15 protein-coding genes are annotated in these 18,065 nt (G+C 35.5%); 14 read left to right on the top strand and 1 reads right to left on the bottom strand.

The features are described 5' to 3' along the window. Positions 1–37 precede the first annotated feature (37 nt). The 6 genes from accC (at position 38) to AOB46_RS19305 (ending at position 6,102) form a co-directional block, all read left to right on the top strand. On the top strand, positions 38–1,393 hold the full coding sequence (gene accC / locus AOB46_RS19280) for an acetyl-CoA carboxylase biotin carboxylase subunit (RefSeq protein ID WP_062702445.1): 1,356 nt from the start codon (positions 38–40) through the stop codon (positions 1,391–1,393). 74 nt (positions 1,394–1,467) lie between these two features. Beyond that, entirely contained in the window at positions 1,468–2,022 is a 555-nt protein-coding gene (locus AOB46_RS19285; protein WP_082377269.1) for a YdcF family protein, read from the top strand. Between the two features lie 312 nt (positions 2,023–2,334). Further along, on the top strand, positions 2,335–2,739 hold the full coding sequence (gene tssD / locus AOB46_RS19290) for a type VI secretion system tube protein TssD (protein ID WP_062702449.1): 405 nt from the start codon (positions 2,335–2,337) through the stop codon (positions 2,737–2,739). Between the two features lie 379 nt (positions 2,740–3,118). Then, entirely contained in the window at positions 3,119–4,366 is a 1,248-nt protein-coding gene (rocD, locus tag AOB46_RS19295) for an ornithine--oxo-acid transaminase (RefSeq protein WP_062702451.1), read from the top strand. After that, on the top strand, positions 4,366–5,121 hold the full coding sequence (locus tag AOB46_RS19300) for a glycosyltransferase family 2 protein (protein WP_062702453.1): 756 nt from the start codon (positions 4,366–4,368) through the stop codon (positions 5,119–5,121). The genes rocD and AOB46_RS19300 overlap by 1 nt, the downstream gene beginning before the upstream one ends. Before the next feature lie 237 nt (positions 5,122–5,358). After that, the gene (locus AOB46_RS19305; RefSeq protein ID WP_062702456.1) at positions 5,359–6,102 is read left to right on the top strand and encodes a polysaccharide deacetylase family protein; all 744 of its coding nucleotides are present in this window, start codon (positions 5,359–5,361) and stop codon (positions 6,100–6,102) included. Here AOB46_RS19305 and AOB46_RS19310 read toward each other — a convergent pair. After that, the gene (locus AOB46_RS19310) at positions 6,099–7,178 is read right to left on the bottom strand and encodes a glycosyltransferase family 4 protein (RefSeq protein WP_062702458.1); all 1,080 of its coding nucleotides are present in this window, start codon (positions 7,176–7,178) and stop codon (positions 6,099–6,101) included. The two genes, AOB46_RS19305 and AOB46_RS19310, sit on opposite strands and share 4 nt — an antisense overlap. 59 nt (positions 7,179–7,237) lie before the next feature. On the opposite strand from AOB46_RS19310, the gene AOB46_RS19315 reads away from it, so the two are divergent. From AOB46_RS19315 to gltX, 8 genes are all read left to right on the top strand, one after another. Further along, on the top strand, positions 7,238–8,215 hold the full coding sequence (locus AOB46_RS19315; RefSeq protein WP_062702460.1) for a glycosyltransferase: 978 nt from the start codon (positions 7,238–7,240) through the stop codon (positions 8,213–8,215). Then, a complete protein-coding gene (locus AOB46_RS19320) occupies positions 8,212–9,399 on the top strand; it encodes a glycosyltransferase family 4 protein (protein WP_062702462.1) in 1,188 nt (395 codons plus the stop codon). The genes AOB46_RS19315 and AOB46_RS19320 overlap by 4 nt, the downstream gene beginning before the upstream one ends. Positions 9,400–9,470: 71 nt before the next feature. Further along, on the top strand, positions 9,471–10,706 hold the full coding sequence (locus AOB46_RS19325; RefSeq protein ID WP_062702464.1) for a glycosyltransferase family 61 protein: 1,236 nt from the start codon (positions 9,471–9,473) through the stop codon (positions 10,704–10,706). Between the two features lie 233 nt (positions 10,707–10,939). Beyond that, a complete protein-coding gene (locus AOB46_RS19330; RefSeq protein ID WP_062702466.1) occupies positions 10,940–11,722 on the top strand; it encodes a T9SS-dependent choice-of-anchor J family protein in 783 nt (260 codons plus the stop codon). Between the two features lie 2 nt (positions 11,723–11,724). Further along, complete coding sequence (locus AOB46_RS19335; RefSeq protein WP_062702468.1) at positions 11,725–13,662, top strand: PQQ-binding-like beta-propeller repeat protein; 1,938 nt, start codon at positions 11,725–11,727, stop codon at positions 13,660–13,662. Between the two features lie 1,162 nt (positions 13,663–14,824). After that, a complete protein-coding gene (locus tag AOB46_RS23665) occupies positions 14,825–15,226 on the top strand; it encodes a hypothetical protein (RefSeq protein WP_185113892.1) in 402 nt (133 codons plus the stop codon). Positions 15,227–15,259: 33 nt separating this feature from the next. Then, entirely contained in the window at positions 15,260–16,168 is a 909-nt protein-coding gene (locus tag AOB46_RS19345; RefSeq protein WP_062702472.1) for a glycosyltransferase family 2 protein, read from the top strand. A 341-nt stretch (positions 16,169–16,509) separates the two neighbouring features. Next, positions 16,510–18,021 (top strand): glutamate--tRNA ligase, encoded by a 1,512-nt coding sequence (gene gltX, locus AOB46_RS19350; protein ID WP_062702475.1) that lies wholly within the window; start codon positions 16,510–16,512, stop codon positions 18,019–18,021. The last annotated feature ends 44 nt before the right edge of the window (positions 18,022–18,065 follow it).

Genomic DNA, 18,065 nt, shown 5'->3' on the forward strand with positions numbered 1-18,065 from the left:
CTAATTTTCAAATTATCTAATTTTCAAATTGAAGAAGATGTTCAAAAAAATATTAATAGCCAATCGTGGCGAAATTGCAATGCGTATTTTACGTACTTGTAAAGAAATGGGGATCAAAACCGTTGCGGTATACTCTACTGCAGATAAAGACAGTCTTCACGTAAGATTTGCTGATGAAGCAGTTTGTATCGGTCCTGCAATGAGCAAAGACTCATACCTTAAAATTCCTAATATTATTGCTGCGGCGGAAATTACCAATGCAGATGCTATTCACCCTGGGTACGGATTCTTATCTGAGAATGCCAACTTCTCCAGAATCTGCCAGAGAAACAACATCAAGTTCATTGGTGCATCTCCTGAACAGATTGAAAAAATGGGTGACAAGGCCAACGCCAAAGCAACCATGAAAGCAGCCGGTGTACCTTGTGTACCTGGTTCTGACGGATTGATTGAATCTTATGAACACGCCATAAAGATTGCTGAAGAAATCGGATACCCGGTTATGATCAAAGCAACCGCAGGGGGCGGAGGTAAAGGAATGAGAGCTGTATGGAAAGCCGAAGACCTTAAAGATCACTGGGAATCTGCCATTCAGGAAGCCGTAGCAGCCTTCGGAAACGGAGGTATGTACATGGAAAAACTGATTGAAGAACCAAGACACATCGAGATCCAGGTTGCAGGAGACCAGTTCGGTAAAGCCTGCCACCTTTCTGAAAGAGATTGTTCTGTACAGAGAAGAAACCAGAAGTTAACGGAAGAAACCCCTTCTCCTTTCATGACAGACGAGCTTCGTGAGAAAATGGGTGACGCAGCTGTAAAAGCGGCTGAATTCATCGGATATGAAGGTGTAGGTACAATTGAATTCCTTGTAGACAAGCACAGAAATTTCTATTTCATGGAAATGAATACAAGAATCCAGGTAGAGCACCCTATTACTGAACAGGTAATTGATTACGACCTGATCAGAGAACAAATCCTTCTTGCAGCAGGAACTCCTATTTCCGGAATTAACTATTATCCTAAATTACACTCTATTGAGTGCAGAATTAACGCCGAGGATCCTTACGCAGATTTCAGACCTTCACCAGGGAAAATTACAGGACTGAACATTCCTGGCGGACATGGAATCCGAGTAGACACTCACGTTTATTCAGGGTATACAATTCCTTCCAACTATGACTCAATGATCGCTAAGCTGATCACTACAGCTCAGACCCGTGAAGAAGCTATTGCTAAAATGAGACGTGCTTTGGAGGAATTTTATATTGAAGGAGTAAAAACCACAATTCCTTTCCACAGACAGCTGATGGATAATGAAGATTACCTTGCAGGGAACTATACAACAAAGTTCATGGAAGATTTTGTAATGGATAAAAAATACGATAATCACTAAGATTATTTAAATAAAATTTTAAACTGTCTCTATTTGAGACAGTTTTTTATTTTTGTATCTGTTCAATCCTTAAAATGATGCTGAAAAAAAGTTTAAAATATATTCTGGCTGCCGGCCTGGCCTGGTTTATCATTCATTCTCTTTATGTTGTTTATGACGGTCTTACTGATACACAGCAGCAGGCTGATCTTGCCGTGGTATTTGGAAATAAGGTGAATGAAGACGGAACACTTTCACCCCGGCTGAAGGCGAGACTGGACAAAAGTATTGAGCTGTACCAAAAAAAGCAGGTCAGAACTATACTGGTAAGCGGTGGTTTGGGTAAAGAGGGCTATTGGGAAGGTACAGAAATGAAAAAATATCTGATGAAAAATAATATTCCATCAGCCTGTATTCTTGTGGATAACTTTGGAGATAACACTGAAAAAACAGTCATCAATACCATAAAAACAACAGACAGCTTAAAATACAGTACAGTTATTTCGGTATCCCAGTTTTATCACCAGACACGGATAAAAAAATTATTCCGGAAGCATGATTTCAGAAATATTGAAAGTTCAAGTCCCGGCTATTTTGAAATAAGAGATTTCTACTCTGTTTTCAGGGAATTTTTCGCTTTTTATTTTTAGATGCAGCAGTTATAATGTTACCCATAAAAACCTGGAAACCCTTATTCTGAAGCTGAATCTGTCTATTGAAGGCTATTTATTAAGTTAAATTAACTCAGATGCCCTATTCATAAGACATCCAGAAATACAGACTTCTTAAACTGTATAAATAATTGATTCACAAACACAAATTTACCTAACAGTTGTTAGTCGCACTATTACTACACTTTCTCAGATTTATCTCTATTTTATTTTTTCCTAGCAGAAATACTTCTATTTTTGGTGACATAAGAAATCAAGTCACAGAATATTAATCCATAAAATTTACCAATCATGGCAGAAAAAAATTCGAGAGGAATCTTAAAATTCAACGGAGGGGACGGACAGAAACTACTAAAGCTGAACTACAGTGTATCAAGATCTACAGATGTTTCAGGACGTGTAGCATCAGACCCTTCTAATGCTCTCATTAAAATTACAGTAGAAGCGACTGAAAAATCAGATATCCTTGAAAGCTTACTGAACGGAAAATATAAGCCGACAACAGGAGAGGTTACCTTTAACAAATCACACGAGGAAGGAACACTTACAACTTTAAAGTGGAATAACGGGTACGTAATCCAGCACGAAGTAGACTTCGATGCAATAGATAACAATAGTATGTATATCAGCTTTGTTGTAAGTGCAGAGCAGATTGATCTTGGAACAGCATCCTTCCACGGAGACTGGCCATCTTAATAAATGCCGCTTTATAATAAAAACTAACGAAGACAGAACAGCTAAGGTTGTTCTGTTTTTTTATTCTTACAGTACATAAACTAATATCCAAAATCAAAAGTATGCTGTAAAATCAAAAGCATTTTACCGGTCCATATTGTGCAAAAGTTCACAAGGAAAACACCCCTTTCATTCAAAAAACTCATTATAAAAAATATTCATGCCTAAAAAGACACTCCTGAAAAGATAGAATACCTGCATGGCAGGATCAGGTCAAGAAATATTTTCTGATACAGCTCATTTCAGCCTCAAAATACACTTTAATTCTACCCCTCTGCGGTATTCCATTTTTGTTGATGCATCTCGTTAATAATGCTTAAATTTGTCAAAAACCAAAAATATGTCAACAGCAGAAACAACAAAAAACTCACAGTATTTTATTGACCTTGAAGACAGGCACGGAGCACACAACTACCACCCTCTTCCTGTGGTTCTTGACCGCGGAGAAGGCGTTTTTGTATGGGACGTGGAAGGTAAAAAATATTATGATTTTCTTTCAGCATATTCTGCTGTGAACCAAGGGCATTCTCATCCAAAGATTGTAGGTGCATTAGTAGATCAGGCTCAGAAACTGGCTTTAACATCAAGAGCATTTTATAACTCCAAACTGGGAGAATATGAGCAGAAAATCACTACCCTATTCGGATTTGATAAGGTTCTTCCGATGAACTCGGGAGCTGAAGCAGTAGAAACCGCTGTAAAGTTAGCCAGAAAATGGAGCTATGAAGTAAAAGGCATTTCTGAAAATGCAGCAAAGATCATCGTTTGTGAAAATAATTTCCACGGAAGAACAACAACTATTGTTTCTTTCTCTAATGATCCGGATGCCAACCAGAACTACGGACCTTTTACACCAGGATTTATTAAGATTCCCTATAATGATATTGCCGCTCTGGAAGAAGTTTTAAGCAGAGAAGCAGGAAATATCGCTGCTTTCTTAGTAGAACCTATCCAGGGTGAAGCAGGAGTTTATGTGCCTGATGAAAACTTCCTGAAAAATGCTTCCGAATTATGTAAAAAATACAACGTACTTTTCATAGCAGACGAAGTTCAGACCGGAATCGCAAGAACCGGAAAGCTGATTGCCTGCCATCATGAAAATGTTCAGCCGGATATCCTGATCCTAGGAAAAGCCCTTTCCGGAGGGATGTATCCTGTATCTGCCGTTCTCGCAAATGATCCTGTTATGAACGTGATCAAGCCAGGGCAGCACGGATCTACTTTCGGAGGAAATCCTATTGCATGCGCCGTTGCCGTAGCTGCATTAGACGTTGTGGCTGATGAAAAATTATCCGAAAGAGCAGAACATTTAGGACAGATTTTCAGAGCTGAGATTGAAAAAATCATCGAGAAAAATGATCTTATCACCAAAGTAAGAGGAAAAGGGCTTCTGAACGCTATCCTGATCAACGATACTCCTGAAAGTTCTACAGCGTGGAATCTTTGCCTTCAGCTAAAAGAAAATGGCCTTCTGGCAAAACCAACCCATGGAAATATCATCAGACTGGCTCCGCCATTGGTGATTACAGAGGAGCAGCTTTTAGACTGTGTAAAAATCATTGAAAAAACGATCACAGAATTTCGTTAATGAAGCTATCAGTCTGTTATATTATTTTTAACGGGGAAAGAATCATTGAAAAAAGCATCAGAAGCGTTTATGAAATCGCAGATGAGATTATTGTCGTTGATTCTTTTTCTACGGACAAAACTGAGGAGATCTGTACCGGATTTCCGAAAGTAAAATTTATCAAAAAAAAGTTTGAGGGATTTGGTGACCAGAAAAATTATACACTGGCACAGGCTTCAGGTGAATGGATTCTGTTTCTGGACTCTGATGAAGTTCCGGATGAAGTGGCAGTACAGGCTATCAAAGATATTCTGAACAGCAGTACTCCCGCCTATAACGTGTATACCGTTCATTTCAACAATATCCTGCTGAAAAAAACAATCAGATATGGAGGCTGGGGAACGGTATGGAGGGAACGCTTCTTCAGGAAAGGCCATGGAAAATATTCTGAGGATCTGGTTCATGAAAGTTTCATCACTCAGGATAAAATAGGAAAACTTCCAGGAAATATTGATCATTATACTTATAAAAGTATTGCCCATCATATTGAAAAGATCAATAATTATACACAGCTGATGGCAGAGAAAAAGGTAGCTAACGGTAAAAAAGTTTCCTTATTCAAAATTATATTCTCGCCTTTCTTTGATTTTATGAAAACCTATATTTTCAAACTGGGTTTTATGGATGGAATAGCAGGATTTTATATTTCTATCACCGGAGCTTTTTATACTTTCCTTAAATATATTAAGATCAATGAGATTCTCAGAAATAAATAAAGAACTCCGATACAAAATATCAGCCAGCCGCAGTAAAATTGCGGCTGGCTGTTGTTTATATCTTTAAATCCTTATTTTAATATATTTTTAAGCCAAAGCTTTTAATTTTTAATTAAATTTGAGGAATGGCGCAGTAACAGAACTGTACTATAAATAAAAAACGACATGGATCTCCGAAACTTTTACGTGTTTTTGAATTCCATAAAAAAATTAACGGGGTCTTAAATTCAGATAACCATGTTCAGATTCTTTAAAAGAATACTTGGATTCTCAAAAGCAGAAAGTGTCCGTATTCTGATGTATCATAAAGTTCAGCCTGGAAAAAATATTTCCGGAAGAGATGCATTAGCCGTTTCTGTTGAAGATCTGGAAGAACAGCTTCAGTATATTAAAAACAATTATAATACCGTATTTTTTAACGAACTGGAAGCGAACAGAACTACTGAACGTAAACTAATCATGACCTTTGATGACGGTTATCTCAACAATATGCAGTATCTGGTTCCTTTGCTTGAAAAATATCAGCTGAAGGCCACTATTTTTATTCCTACCGAACTTATTCAGCAAGATGAAACGAATGAAAAGCGCAGCCTGATGACTTTTGAAGAGATCAGATCCCTGAACCCCAATTGTGTAGAAATTGCCCTTCACAGCCATTCCCACAGAAATTATTCACAGCTTACCCTTCAGGAAGCCTCTGATGACCTCCGGAAAAACATCAGTACTCTTGAGGAGAAAAAAATTCCGTTTACTAAAGTTCTGGCTTACCCTTACGGCCAGTTTCCCAAAAAAGGACAAGCTAAGAAAGAATTTTTTACCATGCTGGAGAATGCAGGTATAACCTCAGCAGTACGCATCGGGAATAATATCGCTTACTTTCCTTGGAAAAATAAATTTGAAATCAAGAGGATTGATATAAAAGGCGGCGACAGCCTCGGGACTTTCAAATGGAAACTGAGATTAGGGAAAGTAAAACTTTAGTTCAGCAATTCACCATATAGTTTTTCATAAGCATCTGCCATTTCCTTATAGCCAAATTTAAGAGCTCTTTCTTTTAACAGCAATGCATATTCATGAGTTCTTGATCCGTACGTTTGCATTCCTGAGGCATATACCTGCTGCATATTTTCTGCAGAAAAATCATCAAAATAAAATGCAAGGTCTCCTCCTATTTCCGGAAGGCTTGTTAATCTGCTTAGAAAAACAGGCTTTCCAAAAAACATAGCCTCAACAGGCGGGATTCCAAAGCCTTCTGCCAATGAAGGATGACAGTATGATTCACAATGCTGAAGAAGATAATATTTTTCGTTATTACTTACATTTTCCAGGATATGCACTCTATTTTCCAAACCTAAAGCTTTAGTTTTTTCTAAAAACTTTTCTTTATACGCTGATTTTGCAGAAGAAGTTACCAGTACAAGGTCTCTGTCATTTTTTGTCAGAAGATCCAGCAATACTTCCTGATTTTTCTTAGGGAAAAGGACCCCGATATTCAAAATGTATTTTTTTCCAATAAAACTATATTTATTGTTAGAATTAAAATCTGTAATTTCGGGAAAGATCAGTCCGTTATATATGACCTCGACCCTTACATCCTTATTCAACGTAAAAAGATGTTTGTTTTTCAGGAAATCTTCTTTTACAAAATCGGAGATGCAAACAATAGCATCTGCATTTCCTATATTTTTCTGGACGAGTCTGGTACTCTTTTTGACTTTCTTTTCGGAACTGTTGTCATGTAGAAAATTAAGATCATGAAGAGTAACCACTTTTTTTTGCCCGCTTTTAATATGATGGAAATAATCAGAAAGCTGGTGAGCGGTATGAATCAGCGAAAAAGATCCTGTACGGACAGGAATTTTTTTCTGCCAGAACTGCCAGTTAATAATAGTGAACCGGTTTTTAGTCACCGGCATATTTTTTCTGGGTCCATAGAAAGAATACTCAAAATCAGATACTTTTTCATCCAGCCCCTTGATCAGGGAGATGCATACATTGGCAATTCCCGACTTCGGGTATTTCAATCTTTCGGTATCGATAAGAATTTTTTTTCTCATTATAACAGGGCTTTTCGCCAAAAATATAAATTTAAATATGAATTTTTTATTTTTGCAGTATGAAAATTTGTTTAATTAGTTTCGATTTCTGGCACTATGATGAGCATATCGTGGATAAGCTGAATGAGAGAGGCATTCAGGCCTGCCATATCAACATCGGAGCCTTCACCCATAAGAATACGGGAGAACGTCTGAAGAATACTTTCAGCAAAATTTTCTTAGGCAAAAATCCAAAATATTATAAAAGACAAAATTTCATACTTGAGTCCCTTGAAAGAATAGGAAAACAGGATCAGATTCTTGTAATTAATCCTGAAGCTATTGATGAAGAAATTCATCAGAAGATCAGAGAATATGCAGACCGTAATATTGCTTACCTTTACGACAGCATGGCCAGAAATCCGGCTACACATCTTCTGCACTATTTTGATACGGTTTTTTCTTTTGATGATGAAGACGTAAAAAATTTCGGATTCGAAAAGATCACAAATTATAATTATCTCGAATATCTTCCGGCAGAAAAACAGCATCCCAAATTAGATTTATTCTATATTTCTTCTTATGACCAGAAGAGATTATCGGCCTTAAATCTCCTGATTAACAGACTTTGTCCGCTGAAAATAAAATTTGAAGTGTACATGGTGGGTAAAAAAGGATGGAAAAATAAGCTGAATCAGATCTTCGACAAAAAAAATATTGAGATCCTGAGATTTGGGAGAAGAAAGATTCCGCATCATGCACTCCCCTCATATTATAAGAATACCAAAGTGGTTCTGGATCTGATGCGGGCCGATCAGACCGGGCTTAGTTTCAGAATCTTTGAAGCAATGGCCCTGGAAAAAAAGATTATCACAGATAATCCTACTATTGCCAATTACGATTTTTATAATCCTAATAATATTCTGCTGCTGAATAAAAACTTCAGCAATGTAAGAAAAGATTTTTTTGAAACGCCATACGAAAAACTTCCTGAAGCAGTTTATTATAAGTACACCCTGGATCATTGGGTGAATACTGTTTTTAAACTGAATTCATGAAAGAAATCAAACATGTACTTATTGTAACTAAAGAGTACAAATGTTCACGGACACCCAAAGTAGGCGGAACCGGTACCTTTTACCGAAACTTAGCTGAAAAGCTTGTAAAAAGAGGTATTACGGTGCATGTTTTCCTGATCTCAAAATATGCTTTCGACATTCAGGAAGATGGGGTAACCATTCATTCCATTAAAGATATTTTTAAATCTAATCCTCTTCTTGAACTGCTAAGGTCATCTACCGGAAAACTTAAAATTCTGGAGCCTTTACATTTTAAGATCTGTCTTTACGAGAAAAAAATCATCTCCGATAAGATCAGCAGCTGGATCAGGAAAAACAGTCTTCATTTTGATGTTGCAGAGACTCATGATTTTGACGGGCTGGCACTTTCTATTCCTCAAGCTATTCCTTATGCTGTACGCTGCCATGGATCGTGGTCTGTACTGGAAAAATATTTCGGCTATAAAAAGGTGCATAAAGGACGTATTTTCTGCGAAAAAGAAGCTTTTAAAAAATCAAAAAATATCATTACGATTTCCCGATACAACGAAACCATCAATAAGAATCTTTTTGATATTAAAAATCCAAGGCTGATCTACAACGGTGTGGATGAGAAATTCTACAGTCCTGATGAAAATCCTCAGATCATTCCTCACTCTGTTTTTTTCCTGGGAAATGTTACCTTTGAAAAGGGGGCTGAAACTATAATCCACGAATTTATTAAACTTAAGAAAGATTATCCTCAGGCTTCCCTGCATTTTATAGGAAGGCCCAATCATTATCCTGATTACATTAAAGATCATATTCAGGAACGCGAGATTAGAGAATCTATTCATTTTCCGGGCAACAAAAACGGAAAGGAAATTGTAGAGCTTATCAATAAAGCTGAAGTGGTATGCTTCCCCTCTAAAGGTGAAAATTTTAGCTTATCTTTGCTCGAGGTAATGGCCATACAAAAACCTGTTGTGTGTTCCCCCATAGATTCATTCAAGGAAGTCATACAGGATTCAGTAAATGGGCTCATTGCTGATGAAGAAGGTTTTCACAAAAAAATAAGTCTTATTTTTGAGGACGATGATCTGAGACGCCGCCTGTCATTGAATGCCAGAAAATCTGTAGAATCCTATTTTGGTATTGACAGAATGGTAAATCAAACGATCAGCTTTTATCAGGAAATTCTGTAGAAACAGACACTGCTTTTCTACCATAAGGCCCGAAACAGCTTATCATCTTAGGTCATCCCAAGTTACAGGATATGAACGCAAAGGAACAAATTGAGAATCTGGAGGTTGAGCTTAAAGCCCTCAGAAGAAAATATTATATTAAATCATTTTTCAGGAAGGCCAAAAGGCTTGTCACTGATTTTTTACCACTGGATTCTATCCCTGCTGAATATTGCACGGAAAGAATCAGAATAAAAGAAAAACATGAAGGAGATCTTTATCTTCCAAAAACATTCGGATCCCGACAGATTTCTGTAAAAACACCTAAAAATGAAGTGGAAATCCTTGCGCTTCAGAATGTATTATGTATTCCTGACTCTACTTACTTTTTAGATAGTAAAAAGCAGAAGATCTTTTATGAAAGATGGCATGATGATGACCGGATTATTTATGTGTACAACACTGTGAATCTGATGCAGCATTCTATGACGCTGGCTAAAGTTAAGAATCACAAGAATATTTATTATAATGAGGAAGCTATTTTTCTGGGAGGAACATTTACGTTCAACTATTATCATTTCCTGATCGATATTCTTTCAAAAATTGAATTTTTCAACCATATTCCGGATGCCAAAAACAAACTGATTGTTGTAGATTCGGATGTAGAAAAAGTTGAAAACCTGAAAGAGCTTTTACAGTTCTTCCTGAAGGATTATAAGATTGTATTCCTCAACCACGATAAAAATTATTATCAGTTTAAAAAACTGTGGCACATCACCAGCATCAATTACGCAGTTCCGAATATTATGCCGGGTGAAAAATATGATGCACGGTTTGCTAAAATATCAAAAGAATCTCTTCAATATCTGAGAAAAACCTGCTTTGACGGTCTGGATATGAGTAAAGTACGGGTACAGCCTGTTAAAAGGATATTTATTGCCCGAAAGTCTAAGTTCAGAAAATATAATGAAGAAGAAATTCTTGAAATTTCAAAAAAACATGGCTTTGAGGCAGTATTCTTTGAGGACCTGAACATCCACGAACAGATCTACATGGTGAATAATGCAGAATACATCATTGGTCCTAGTGGTGCAGCATGGACGAATCTGATTTTCGCCAATCCGGGAGCCAAAGGACTGTCCTGGTACAGCGCCGTATGGGGCGATTTTCCTATCTTCTCTACTTTGGCAGCTGAAATGAAATTTGATCTTAACTTCTATATTTACCCTCAGGATGAAGAAGGCTTCCATGAAGATTACAGACTGGATCCTGATATTTTTGCTCAAAAGCTGGAAGAGATACTTAATCTGCAACAAAATCTATCTTAAATAAAAAAGAATTAAAAACTTTAGTTAAATTATTGTCTGGCCAGTCTGGCAAAAACTGATTAATCAATAGTAAAAAAGGTAATCTTTATATTTAAATATACTTTTTGTTATATAAAAAAAATTGATGTAAATTTCCTAGACATAAGGCATATATAACGGCAATAAAAACATGGTAAATACCATAAGTAATTAAAGCAAAATATAAATTTAAATAATTATTAAAAAAATAAATCATGAAATTAGTATTTATATTTTTTATTCTTTTCAGTTCATTCTCTTTTGGGCAATTTTTTGAAAACTTTGACCATTATCGCGATCTGTCCAAGCTTCCTGAAGACTGGATTGCCTTTAAGGGAGATAATAAAGCGGGTGATGATTTTAATAATTGGAAATTAGTAAATTTAGATGAGGAAGGTTCCGATAGATGTCTTTTCGTAAGATATGAAAATTCGGGTAAATTAAATGAAGATTGGATTGTATCACCTAAAATTGATCTAAGTAACTATGAAAATAATTATTTAACTTTTTCACAACGAAATTCATTTATTGATAATTCAACAAAATACGAAATAAAAATTTCCACACATTCCCAAATAGATCGTGATAAATTCCAAACAATAGAATCTTATGATGATTCTACGTTTGGGCAAAGTTTCACTATTAAAAAAATTGACATTTCTAAATATAATAGAAAACATATATATATAGCTTTTGTGAAGCAAGATGATGATGGAAATAATTGGTTTATAGATAATGTATCTGTTCAAGGAAAACCTTTGGATAAAAACTCTGTAAAAAATATGACATCTTTTTATCCCAATCCTACATCAGGAAAAGTCTACGGAACAGAAAAAGTTAAAAAATTACAAGTTATAAATGCCAACAATAAGATTATAAAAGTTTACTTCAACCCAGAGTTTATTGACATTTCCGATCTTCCTGCGGGAATATATTTTCTAAAAGGAGCTTATGAAGACGCAGCAGTCTTCACTCAAAAAATCATAAAAGAAAACTAATTATGTCTAAAATACAGCTTATTCAAAATCTTTTAGTAGTACTTTTACTTCAAAGTTTTATTTCCGGGCAAAACTATTTTGTTGGATTTTCAAAACAATTGATTAATCCAGACTCCACGATACTCTCTTCTCCACTAGCCGGTTTTGGTAATCCTAGAGAGGGAAGGTTCAGTATTGATTTTTTAGAAATGGGTATTGCAAACTATGCTGTTGCTATGTGCTCTTCCAACACAAAACTATATGTAGCGACAAGCGACAATAAGCTTTGGCAGGCTGATATAAATAATTCCAGTGCTCCCTATTGGACTTTCATAGGAATGGCTTATTATGTAACAGCACTGACTTATGGCAATGGTAAACTTTACGGATCGGATAAAAATAACATATTATGGATGAGGGATGCAGTAGAATATGATATTCCATGGACAAATATTGGACATGCATATTATACCACCGGTCTCACATTTCTCAACAATAAATTATATGGTACAGATAAAAATAACACTCTGTGGGTAAGAGATAATAGTCCATTCGATGTACCATGGACAGACATTGGCACAGCTAATAATGTTAGGTCTCTAACCAATGATGGAACGAATCTAATTGCAATATCCAAATATGATAATGATTTATGGACAAGAAGTGCTTCACTATCTAATGAAGACTGGTCCAAAATAGGAACTCCTAACAACACAACATATGATATTTATCTCTCTAATATAACTTATTCTAATGACAGATTATATGCAACTTCAACCAATAACAAATTATATTATTCACAGCATAGTCAAACACCGATTTATACTTATGCTTCCTATTTTGAAAAAAATTCAAAAAAGGCACTCATAATTACTTTAGATTTATGTGGAATCGATTATTCTTTTTCACGGAAAGTAAAAACGAAAATAAAACAGCTATACAATATTGATGAAGATGCTGTTTTAATTAACTGTTCACATACCCATTATGCCCCGGTAGCTCAAAATTATCCCTGCCATCAGGATTTTTATCAAGTCCCGGATCCAAAATATCTTAAAATCATAGAAAATGCAATTTTGATGGCTGCACAAAATGCAATTCAAAACAAAATAAACAGTAATTTGAGCTTTACAAAGGGTAAAACAGATATAGGATATAACCGGGCTGACAGTTCTAAAGAATTAGATGATAATATTACAATGGTGGTTTCAAAAAACAATATTACCAATATTGCAAATGGTATAATTCTAAGCGCAAGTACACATCCGGTATGGTATGATCAGGCAAGAGATTTCGTAACAATATCAGCAAATTATGTTGGAGCAACAAGAGATAAATTGAGCATATTAAAGAACATCAACAATGTTCAATTCATGCAGGGGTGTGCAGGAGACATCAACCCTTATGATACAGATATTCCCGATCAGACAGCCGATAAGCTGACTCAAGATTTTAATAATCTATTTTCCATGTCTCCGTCAGATATTACAGGAGATATTACTGTTAAATTTGATTCTGTCGCTGTTCCTCTAAATAATTTCACCTATAATCAAGCTATAAATATTAGAAATGCCAGTATCGGACATTACGACGTAACCTCTGAAAGAAACTTAAAATGGGCAAACAGAATCATAGATCAGTATGACACAGGCACACTTCCTACTACTGCGACAGTATATATACAAATTTTAAAGATTGGAAACTGGAACATTATAGCTCTAAGCCGCGAAGCTGTATCTCAATATGCTCTTGATTTATACCAACATTTTCCTAATCTGAAATTAACTGTATTAGGATATTCCAATGATGTTTCAAGCTACCTTCCCGTAGAATGGCATATTAATAAGCCTTCTCCAAACTACGAGGGCTATGACAGTTTCTTCAGTTACGGACAAAGTGGAATTCCCGTTGATAATGTTGAAGACATTATATTAGCAAAAATATATAATATGATGCAATAATTCCAACATATTCATAGCAATACAACGAACTGATAGTATAAATAAATGTTTCAGTTTCATTCTTTAACTCAAGTTAAAATAAACTAAAAACGATAAAAGCCAATCTAAAAAAACGATGATTTGAAAGGCTAAAAACATCATTATGATAAAAAATACAAAGAATAATATTCTATCATTAGTATTCTTAGTACTGGCTTTATTCCCATTACTATATGTCTCTTATATTCTAAAGAATACCTTCCTTGATGACTCATACATCACACTTACCTATTCTAAACATTTTTTTCAGGAAGGAAAGCCCTGGTACAATCTGATAGATACAGTCCAGGGAAATGGGCAAACCAGTGTATTATGGATGCTTATTCAGAGCCAGTCTTTTAATTTTGAACACATTATAAACCCCATTTATATCAACAAGAGTATAAGCTTTGTACTTATTACAACTGTACTATTATTCTTATTCCAAAGTTTCAGAACACATACATCTATTACCAGAAAAGGACTTATATTAATATTTTCTGTCTTCTTCAGTATTTGGTCTGCATTTAATATTTCTCATGGTCTGGAAACTGTTTTTTTTGCAACAGTTCTGTTCTTTTTCCTTAAATACAGGAATCAGAATATAGCTTATTTACTGGCTTTTCTACTACCGTTCATCAGACCTGAAGCTATTATATTCACACTTTTTTTTGTCATTGACACTAAACTTTTCAGCAAAATATTTTTCAAAAGAGCATTATGTGTGTTCGCCTCCATACTTTTATATTTTATATATACTACTTACTATTATGACGTTTTGTCCCCGCTTCCTTTTCTCCTGAAGAATACCCAGGAATTTTCATCTAAAAAAATCATCAATTTTATAGCTATCACACTCATCTTTTCACCGATTATTGTGTTTGCGATTAAGAACTATAAGACCAAATTAATATTCTATTCTCCATTATTTTTCTTTATTATTTATTATTCTTTTTTCATAGATGAAGTAATGAATTTCTTTGACCGCTACAGATATCCGTTATTTGTTTATTATATTTATTTTTTGAGTTATGAAAACATAAATACTTTAAAAAATAAAAGAATAAACATTCTTTTGTTGATACTAAGCATATCAGGATTCTTTACTTATGCCAATTATTTGAATTCACATAGAACTTTTTATATGGGGTCATACACAGAAGCTATGGAGCATGGCCCATTATATATTGGAGAATATCTTAAGAAAAAATCGTTAGAGGAAAACATAAAGTTCAGGATACTTAATTCAGACGCCGGAGCAATAGCTTATTTTTCGGATTGTTATTTATACGATACCTGGGGCCTCAATAATGCCACCCTGCTATTAACTAAAAAAAATAAAGACTGGGATGCTTATCTATCTTATCTGAAACAAACAGATCCTGATTATATCATTCTTATTTCAAAAGATTACCATAAATTTATACCAAGACTTGACTTTGAAGAAAAAATATACAAGTACTTCTCACTTCAAGCCAAGCAACCTGCTTTAGTAAGAAAGTCTATGGATGAATATTATTATTTTATATACAGGATACGTCCTTAATTTTAACCCAAATAAAAATTTTTCATACTCGTTATGAATACCCTACCTCTTGTAAGTCTCGTGATCATCACAATGAACCATGAAAAGTTTATTGAGCAGGCTTGCCTGTCTGCCATTTCACAGACGTACCCTAACTATGAGATCATTCTTTTAGATAATAACTCAACAGATAAAACTTTTGAAATTGCAGAACATACACTTTCACAGTTTACACAGCATTATAAGCTGATCAGAAATACTGAAAGTTTTGGAGTGGCTAAAAATATCAATATAGCAGTTGCGCAGGCTTCTGGAGAATATGTTTCCCTTCTATCCGGAGACGACTGGTATACTGAAGACAGCTTAGCGGAAAAAGTAGCTTTCATTGAAAAAAACACTGTTGATTTTATTCTTTCGGACGGTTATAAATATTACCAGAATGAGGATAAAATGACTGAAGTCTATACTCCTAAAGAAAAGAAAAGAGTGATAGACAGCATGAGGAATTTTTTTCATGAAAATGTTGCTGAAAACAGGACATCCAATGTAGGAACTTTTGTAAAAAAAGAACTGTTGGTAAAATATCCGTTTGATGAAAACATCAATACTGAAGATTGGGATATGAACCTGAGACTTACTTCCAAAGGTTATAAAGTTGGATTCATCGACAAAAAATTATTTTATTACAGAATTCTTTCAACCAGCTTATCAAGAAACTGGAAGCTGATGGAAGATTCTTATAAAAAAGTGACGGGAAAATACCTGGACTATATCAAAGCCGATAAAGATCTTTATCAGAAATACAGGCTGCAGCTGCTCCATTTCAAATATGAAGTTTTACTTTCTGATACGCAATCAGAGTCTGAAAAAGAAAAGCTGCAGCTGGAATGGAAAAAAGAGAAATACAGGATAAAATATAAAAACCCTGTCCTGTTCTTTAAATTGCTGCTCCTAAAAAAATAAATAACGTGAGCTCGGGTTAACGAATTTAAATTTAAAAGGCCGGAAGAAGGAAACTGGAAGTAAATTTTAGTTATAGGTATTGAAAGCCTCCAGAAAATTAAATTAAGACACATCAATATTTGCTCTTGCTGACATTCATAAATTCCCTCTTCCATCATCCAGCTTCAAACCTGTATCTATCAGATGTTATTATCCCGAACTAATGTTAAATACAACGGATGGAGTTATTTTTAACTTCATATTTTTGATGTTCATAAGTCATAAAAACCCGGGAATCAAATTTATAAATCATCTTAAAAAACGCAAATTTTAAGTAAATTTGCACCAAAATTTTAATTGAAATGGAGAAAGTAAGAGTACGTTTTGCTCCAAGTCCAACAGGACCTTTGCATTTAGGAGGCGTAAGAACCGCATTATATGATTATCTTTTTGCCAAAAACCAGGGCGGAGAATTTGTATTGAGAATTGAAGATACAGATACAGCAAGATATGTAGAAGGAGCTGAAGAATATATTGAGGAAGCTTTGGAATGGTGCGGGATCATCGCTGATGAAAGTCCTAAGAAAGGAGGAAAATTTGCCCCTTACAGACAATCTGAAAGAAGAGACATCTATGACCGTTATACGGAGCAGATCTTAAAGACTGACTATGCCTACCTGGCGTTCGATACTCCTGAGGAACTGGATGCCATCCGGGCAGAATATGAAGCTAATGGTGAAGTATTTTCCTATGACAATAAAACAAGAAACAGGCTGAGAAACAGTCTTGCCCTTACTGAAGAAGAAGTACAGAAGTTACTGGCTGAAAAAACACCGTATGTGGTACGATTTAAAATGCCGGTAGACCGCATCCTGAACCTTGAGGACATCATCAGAGGAAAATTCTCCGTGAATACCAATACCCTTGACGACAAAGTTCTGGTAAAAAATGACGGAATGCCTACCTACCATTTTGCCAATATTATTGACGATCATGAAATGGAAATCTCTCATGTGATTCGTGGGGAAGAATGGCTTCCATCTCTGGGACTCCATACTTTATTATATGAAGCAATGGGCTGGGAAGCCCCTCAGTTCGCTCACCTATCTTTAATTTTAAAGCCTGAAGGCAAAGGGAAATTAAGCAAAAGAGATGGTGATAAATTCGGGTTCCCGGTTTTTCCGCTGGATTTCAAAGATCCTGCAACAGGCATTGTGTCTAAAGGGTACAGAGAGAATGGTTACCTTCCGGATGCCTTCATCAATATGGTTGCACTTCTTGGGTGGTCTCCTGCTGATGACAAAGAAATCTTATCTCTGGAGGAAATGTGCAAAGAGTTTGACCTTCATAAAGTACATAAGGCAGGTGCACGATTCAGCAAAGAAAAATCGGAGTGGTTTAACCACCAGTATATGCAGATGAAGTCTGATGAAGAGCTTCTTCAGATCTTAAAAAACACAGGCCTTGACCTGTCCGGCGCTTCAGACGAGAAACTGCTAAAGGTAATTGGACTTATGAAAGAGAGGGCTACCTTCCCTAAAGATATTTATGAAAACGGGAAGTTTTTCTTTGAAGCTCCTGTAGCTTATGATGAAAAAGCATCCAAAAAAGCATGGAACGAAGAAACGTATGCTATTTTAGGAGAGCTTGCTGAAACTCTGAACGGAACAGAAACATTCAATGCAGAAACACTAAAACAGACGGTTCACGATTTTGCGGAGAATAAAGGCCTGGGAATGGGAAAAGTAATGATGCCTCTACGCCTGTCTTTAGTGGGAGAATTGAAAGGACCAGATGTTCCTGACATTCTGGAAACCCTTGGAAAAGAGGAAAGTATCTCCAGAATAAACAATGCTATCAATAATTTTAAATAGGTTCCCATAATTTTTCATAAATTTGAAAGATTTAATTTACTTCA

This window comes from Chryseobacterium indologenes (assembly GCF_001295265.1).
GTDB lineage: Bacteria > Bacteroidota > Bacteroidia > Flavobacteriales > Weeksellaceae > Chryseobacterium > Chryseobacterium indologenes_A.